Below are 6,754 nucleotides of genomic sequence, written 5' to 3' on the forward strand. Positions count from 1 at the left end.
CCCCCAGGGACGCTCACACCCAGCGACGCTCACGGAGCGTCACCAAACGTTGCAGGGAAAGGCTCAGTGGGTCATTTCCCCTCGGCGAACCACGGCGCGGCGGTCCGGACGGTGGAGCCGTYCATCGCGGCGGATGGCCCTATGGCCGCCGCCGTCCTGGCCGCCCTCGAGGTCCCGGCGCTCGTGCTCTCAAACGACTTCGGCGATGATCCGGGCGGGGTCCAAATCCAGGCCTGGTTAGAGCGGCACCGGGTGGCCTCCACGGCCCGGCCGGTGCCGGATCAGTCAACGTCGCACATTGTGATCGTGGCCGACGATGACGGCACCCGAACCTGGTTTCCGTACCTGCCCGGGGTACTGGATGGGCTGATGGCCGTGGACCTCACACCGCTGGCCTCGGCATCCTTCGCCTATGTGGACTGCTACCAGCTCATCGAACCAGCAAGCCTCCGCGCCATCGAGGCCGCCCGCCGGGCAGGGGTTCCGCTGCTGCTCAACCTCGGCGGCTCCAGCCTCAGCCCGGAGGTGGCTTCCGCGCTCCGGGATTGGCCGGAACTGCTGGTGATCCAGACGAACGTGGACGACGCCGCGCACGGGGAGGCCCTGGCGACGGCGGCCTCCCTGCGGAGCCAGACCCGGGCCTCCTGGGTGGTGGTCACGGCCGGAGCCTTCGGCGCGGTCGCCCTCAGCGACACCAGCCGGGTATCCGTTCCCGCCTTCGAGATCGTGGTACGGCACACCCACTGCGCCGGCGCGGCCTTTTCCGGCGGCCTTCTCTACGGTCTGCGTCTCGGCTGGCCGATGGGGGAAACCCTGGAGCTGGCAGCGGCCAGCGGAAGCCTTCGCTGCGAGCGTCCCCACCACGAACCCCTTCCGGACCTGGACCAGCTGCGCGCCTTCATCAGTTCCCGCGCTCGTCTGGCTGCCCCGGCCGCTGGCTGACCGAACGAGAAGCCCGCCCCTACGCCGTTGGAGGGGCGGGCTCTTCGGGGTGAACGCGGTTGGTCGGTCTACGGCGGCGGGTGATTAGTCGCTGATGGGCGGCACCTCCTTTGGATGCGGGGGCGTCGGCCGCGCCTCGGCACCGGCAGCGGCCAGGCATGGGGCGGCGGGGCGGTCTAAAACAGGTCCCACTCCCGGAGTGAAGTGGTCAGCTCGTCCAGGCGGTCCCGCGTCAGGCGTTTGCGGGCGGCCTCGGCGGCCGTTTCCTGGGCGGCGCCGAACTGCCACCAGCGCTCCCCAGTCTTCCGGTCCATGACCAGGAAGCGATCTTTGACGGCCGGGCCGCGGATCACCAGCGACACCGTGAACGGCTCCGCCACCACGGCGTGCACCATCGAGTGATGCAGGGCGTAGCTGCTGCCCACCGGTTCCGGCCGCACCACCAGCGCCTTCAGCGCGTCCGGGGCCGGGGCGTCGTCCACGTCCACATTGCCGAAGAGGTGGTGGCGGTACTCCCCGCGCAGCACCAGGCTGGCGTAACTCCAGCGGTGGTTGTGAGGCCGGTCGAAGTAGCCGGGGAGGAAGACGTGCAGCCGGACCCGGACACCAGCGTCATCCTGGTACAGCACGATTTTGTCCAGGATGTCGTAGTGCTCGCACAGGGCCAGCAGTTCCGGCCGCGTCGGCAGGCGGAGCAGGGCTTCCCTCACCGCCTCCGGGTCCTCCGCCACCTGCGCCAGCGCCTTGCGGGTGCCGCTCTCCACGGCGTCGAGGTCGTCCCAGTCCAGTCCCCGGAGGGGCTTGATGATCTCATTCATCAGGGTGTCTCCCTCAGTCCTCGGGCTTGGCGGACGACTTCCACAACCGGCACACCGGCACGATGTCCGGCTCCGCGGCGCAGGAGGAGCCGCCCATGACGACTTCCTCGGCGGGGCAACCGCCCTGGCAGGCGGAGGCCTTGCACCCGCCGCACGCGCTCGTCATCAGCGGTTGGGTGAACAGGTCGAACTCGTTGGCCTCGCGGTTCAACACCACCTGCCCGTCCTGCATCCGGGCGAAGTTGAGGTCCGTGTCGAACAGGTACGAACAGACGTAGCAGCGCCCGTCGGGAAAGATCGAAATGCGGTCCAGCGTCCGGCCGATGCACCCCTGGTATCCCTCCGCCGCATAGCGGCTCATCTGGTTTCGCCGGGCGTAGGTGGGCTGGTACCAGACCCGGGTTTTGTAGGCCGGGGCCACCTGGTTGATGACGTCGCAGTACGTCACCCAGGCTGATGGACCCATCGCCATGTCGGCGTTGCCGTGGCCGGTGCCGATGGTGGAGAAGACGTGGAACTTCACGAGGGACACGCCGATCTCGTCGGCCAGGTCCAACAGCTTCAGGGCGTCGCCCCGGTTGGCCCGGTTGACGGTGCAGATGATCCGGGTGTCGAAGCCGCGTCCGGCCAGCTCCGCCGTCGTCTCCAGAGCCACGTCAAAGGTGCCCTCGCCGCGTACCTGGTCGTGGGTGGCGGCGCTCCCGCCGTCGAGGCTGACCTGGACGTAGGCGAAGTCCGCCGGTTCCAGCTGGCGGAACTTCCGTGCCGCGGGCTTCTGGGCGTTCGTGGTGGTGATGACGTCCTCGTACCCCAGCTGCCGCCCGAGCCGGATGGCCTCGATGTAGTTGGGGTGAAGCGTCGGCTCCCCGCCCAGGATGGTCAGCTTGCTGCCGCCCATCCGTCGCCAGGTCCGCAGCGTCTCCGTGATCTGGGGCAACGGCATCTTCAAGGCGCGCTCCAGTCGTTCGCCCATGTAGCAGTGTTCACAGCGCAGTTGACAGGCCTCGGTGATGCAGAGGTACACATTCCGGAACCGGCCGTAGGCGATCCGGTCAATGTGTTCCGGGGCAGGTGCGTCAGCCCGGCGCGGCATCCGGGCGTGGCCATAGTCGTCCCTCGGGCGCAGGTGGGGAAGATCAAGGAAGGTGGTCATGCGGGGCTGCTCCTGGCGGTGAGGAGGGCGGTAACGGCCTGGGCGGTGTCCTCGGGGGTGGTGCCGCTGTCGAGCGCGTGAACGGTGACGCCGCCACCCGCGAACGCCTCCTTGATCCCGTCAGCGGTCTGGCGGTACCGCTGTAGCCGGGCGCGGAGGAGCCGGGGCGCGTCCCCGCGGCGGGGGTGGAGGATGCCGCCGCACCGCGCGCAGCGCTGGGGGTCGTCGGCGCGGGCCTCGGCGGGGAGGCGGGGGTCACGGATGGGGTCGCGCTCGCAGCGGTGGCAGACCCGGCGGTGATAGGCCCGCCGGTACAGCGTGGTGACGTTCACCGTCAGCTCCACGGCGACGACGGCGCAGCCGGGGGCCGTCTGCCGGAGCGCCGCCAAGAAGTGCCGGACCTGGGCGGCATTGCCGGGGAAGTTGTCGAAGATGACTGTCCCCGTGCCCCCGGCCGTGACCAAGTCCTCCAGGTAGGCCCGGAGGGTGGCAATCACGGTGAAGTCGTCAATCCAGCCCAGGCGTTCCGCGCTGGTGGCCGTGGCCGCCAAGATCGTGGTGGGGACGTGCTCACGCAGGCGGAACACGGCGGTGGCCGGGGCCTTGCTGAGCCGCGCCGTCAGCGTGGTCTTGCCAGCGGCCGGAGGTCCGAAGACCGGGACGGCAACCGTGAGGGTCACGGCATCCCCCTTTCGCACCCTGGGGACGGGGATTGAGATGTCCTCAGGGTCCGGCCGGGGATCGTGGAGGACCACGCCTGTGGTTCGTGCCGGGCATACGCGAGACGCATAGACACTGCGCCGGAGGGTGTTACGGTCGGGTCCGGATCGTGCCCAAACGGTTACGGAACGGGGGATGGCCAGGCATGACGACCACGCCTGACCTACGGCACTGCGCCCGGTGCAAACGCCGCCTGGCCGCCGACAACCCGCAGCCCATGTGCGGCACCTGCCAGCGCGCCGTCATCGACGCCCGGGTCCGCCCGCCCGAGGTGCCCCCGGAGTTCTGGGCGCTGGATCAGATGAGCGACGCCCTGGCGACGTGGCACATGGGCCGGGTGATCTTTGCCTACCGGACCCATCCCCACCATGCCCAACCCATCTCTCAGGAGCTGGTGGGCGGGTGGCTGGGCCTGACACAGGCGCAGCTCAGCCGGATAGAGAACGGCCGCGCCCCCGAAGAGCTGACCAAGCTGATTCGCTACAGCCAAATCCTCGGCATCCCGGGGGAACTGCTCTGGTTCGACCGTCCCGGGGAGCCGCGCACCCGGGCCACCGGAGGGAGCCAGGCGCCGGCGCTCACCGTGCCGGTCATCGTCGGCGGGCAACAGGTGGCGCTTCCCATTGACCGCGCCGCCGCGCACTCCCACGGCCTCACTGATCTGGTCGCGGAGCTGGCTTCGGACTCTGGCGAGGCGGGCGCGCCCCAGGTGCCGATGCCCGGGGGGAGCGGGCCGCGCCCGGGTCGGCCCACGTCGTCCCACTGGCGAGCCTAGAGGAAATGCAGCACTTGGCCGCCGCGATGCAGGACGCGGGCCGCTACCTGGATGAGACGGTGGTGGGCTACTTCGGGCAATAAAACGGCCAAGGTAATATCAACGTATGGTAATCACACCAGGTGGTGGCATACGCCCCGCAGCCCTGCGGACTGACCCGAACCGGGCGGGTGCGGTGTCGTTCGACAGCGGGCTACCGGCCGGCGGGATACGCCCAGCGGCGCCCCGGACCGTCCTAGGTCCGGCGGGTGCCGCACCGTCGTTTGAGGGGTTGCGCTTCGGCCTGTACACCCGGATCTCGGATGACTCCGAGGACGAGGCCAAGGGCGTAGCGATCCAGGAGAAGGACGAACGCGCGTGGGTGGCGTCGGTGGGTGGCCGGGTGCAGGAGCCGGTGTACGAGGAGAACGACACCACCGCCTACAAGAAGAAGCGCGTCAAGCTCCCGGACGGCACGGTGGTCTACCGGGTGATCCGCCCGGTGTGGCAACGGATGCTCGCCGATCTCCGCGCCGGGGTGATTGACGCGGTCGTGGTCGCCGACCTGGACCGGTTGGCCCGTGACCCCCGCGACCTCGAAGACGCGATCGAGATCGTGGAGCATCACCGCCGGCCGATCGTCGGTCTGACCGGCGGGTTCGACCTGATGACGGACAACGGCAGGTTCGCCGCCCGCATCCTGGTTGCCGTGGCGAACAAGTCCTCCGCCGACACCGCGCGTCGGGTGGCACGGGAGCATCTGGACAAGCAGCAGACCGGCCGCCCCGGGGGTGGCCCCCGCCCGTTCGGCTGGAACGAGGACCGGCGCACGCTGCACCCGACCGAAAGCAAGATTCTTCAGGTGGGGGCGAAACGCCTGTTGGACGCGGTCCCGATTACCGCGCTGGTCACGGAGTGGAACCGGGACGGGATCACCGGCACCCGGGGCAAGCCGTGGGAGGTGACCCAGGCCAAGGCGGTGTTCCGCAACCCGCGCCTGTGTGGATGGCGCGGTAAGACGATCTACGAGCGGGACCCGGTCACCGGCGAAGTCTGCGTGTTCGTCGATGTCGTCCACGGMGAAGACGGACAGCCGGTCATCGGCCAGTGGGACCCGATCCTGACCCCGCAGACCTGGGAACAGGTCGTGGCTGTCATCGGGTCGCGTCCCGCCGCCGGCCGGGGCCGCAACGCCCGTAAGTACCTGTTGACCGGAGTCGTGCGCTGTGGCGAGTGTCAACGTCCGATGCGCGGCATGCCGAGCGGCAAGTACGGATTCAGCTATGCGTGCGTCGCCGCTGTGCTGGGATKCGGGAAGGTCACCCGCAACGGGCCGAAGGTCGACAAATACATCACCGCCGCCCTGATCAACAAGGTCGAATTGGAGTTGGGCGCCGCCGTCCCCCAGGTCGACGAGGCGTGGCCGAAGGAAGCCGAACTTGCCGACGTCCGCGAGCGCCTGGAGGAGTTGAACACCGCCTACCGGACCAAGACAATCTCAGGAGCGCGGTACTTCCCGCAGGTCAAGCACTTCGAGGACGAGGAACGGCGCCTACTCGCGGACAAGGCCCGGTACAGCGCCCAGGTACAGACCGTCCGCGCGGCACCAGCGAACATCCGCGCCGAGTGGAAGAGCTACACCCTGCCACACCAACGCGCGATCGTGGACGACTACCTACACGCCGTGATCGTCCACAAGTCACCGTACCGGGGTGCCCCGTTCGACCCGGACCTGTTGGACCCGGTGTGGAAGACTCCCGCCACCAGGTGAGCCCCGGTGTGGACGGTCACGCCGACCGCCGCTGCTGATCGTCCACACCACCATCACCCTCCGCAGCGTTCGAGGGGAGGACCAGACCGAACATTCCCGCTGCGTGCGCCCGCTGAGCATGCGTCCACCGAGGAGCACGCTCCGCCTGCACACGGCCCCATTCCTCCGCCGAGGGCACCACCCGACGACCGGAGGCAGCACGCCGCCCCAGGCGCGTGACCGGGGCGGTCGGTCGCGGGTGTTCGGCGGCCCACCCGCCCACCCCCGCCGGGGTCGGGTTCCGCGTCTCGGTGACGGCCGGAACGGAGGTGCTGTCCGCCGAAGAACGATCGTCGGAACCTTCGGTGCTCTCCTTCTGGCCAGCCACCAGCCCCACCACGACCACCGGGCCCGTCCCGGCATCGTCAAGGCCATCGAACAGCGACGGCTGAACAGAACCTCCGGTGCCCATCATCCGGCCCGCCAAGTGCCCACCGGGCTGTCAGCCGCCCGAGACACTGGCAGGTCGGGAGGATCAGCCCCGTAGCCGCCGAGATGCAGCCCCCGGCCCGCATACGTCCACGTGCCGAGAACGATCGTGTTCTCGGCACCGTCGA

Annotated in this window: 6 protein-coding genes; 3 read left to right on the forward strand and 3 right to left on the reverse strand. The window is 69.4% G+C overall.

Annotated features, from left to right (window positions below):
* Positions 1–141 precede the first annotated feature (141 nt).
* A complete protein-coding gene (locus KBI5_RS19640) occupies positions 142–942 on the forward strand; it encodes a carbohydrate kinase family protein (protein WP_035734624.1) in 801 nt (266 codons plus the stop codon).
* A gap of 176 nt (positions 943–1,118) precedes the next feature.
* Here KBI5_RS19640 and KBI5_RS19645 read toward each other — a convergent pair whose 3' ends face one another.
* Genes KBI5_RS19645 through KBI5_RS26520 form a run of 3 tightly spaced genes read right to left on the reverse strand, consistent with a single transcriptional unit; the run spans position 1,119 to position 3,593 of the window.
* Positions 1,119–1,760: a hypothetical protein gene (locus KBI5_RS19645; protein ID WP_035913616.1), complete on the reverse strand. Its 642-nt coding sequence runs from the start codon at positions 1,758–1,760 to the stop codon at positions 1,119–1,121.
* A 13-nt stretch (positions 1,761–1,773) separates the two neighbouring features.
* Complete coding sequence (locus KBI5_RS19650) at positions 1,774–2,913, reverse strand: radical SAM protein (protein ID WP_085016072.1); 1,140 nt, start codon at positions 2,911–2,913, stop codon at positions 1,774–1,776.
* Positions 2,910–3,593, reverse strand: a complete 684-nt coding sequence (locus KBI5_RS26520) for a hypothetical protein (protein ID WP_011436942.1) — start codon at positions 3,591–3,593, stop codon at positions 2,910–2,912. Before KBI5_RS26520 ends, KBI5_RS19650 begins: the two co-directional genes overlap by 4 nt.
* A 185-nt stretch (positions 3,594–3,778) precedes the next feature.
* Between KBI5_RS26520 and KBI5_RS27120 the strand changes: the two genes are divergently transcribed.
* Together KBI5_RS27120 and KBI5_RS19665 are read left to right on the forward strand one after the other, a co-directional pair.
* Entirely contained in the window at positions 3,779–4,408 is a 630-nt protein-coding gene (locus tag KBI5_RS27120) for a helix-turn-helix transcriptional regulator (RefSeq protein WP_198537824.1), read from the forward strand.
* A gap of 106 nt (positions 4,409–4,514) precedes the next feature.
* On the forward strand, positions 4,515–6,158 hold the full coding sequence (locus tag KBI5_RS19665; protein WP_085016073.1) for a recombinase family protein: 1,644 nt from the start codon (positions 4,515–4,517) through the stop codon (positions 6,156–6,158).
* Positions 6,159–6,754: the final 596 nt, after the last annotated feature.

The sequence above is a fragment of the Frankia sp. KB5 genome (genome assembly GCF_002099325.1).
Taxonomy (GTDB): Bacteria; Actinomycetota; Actinomycetes; order Frankiales; family Frankiaceae; genus Frankia; species Frankia casuarinae.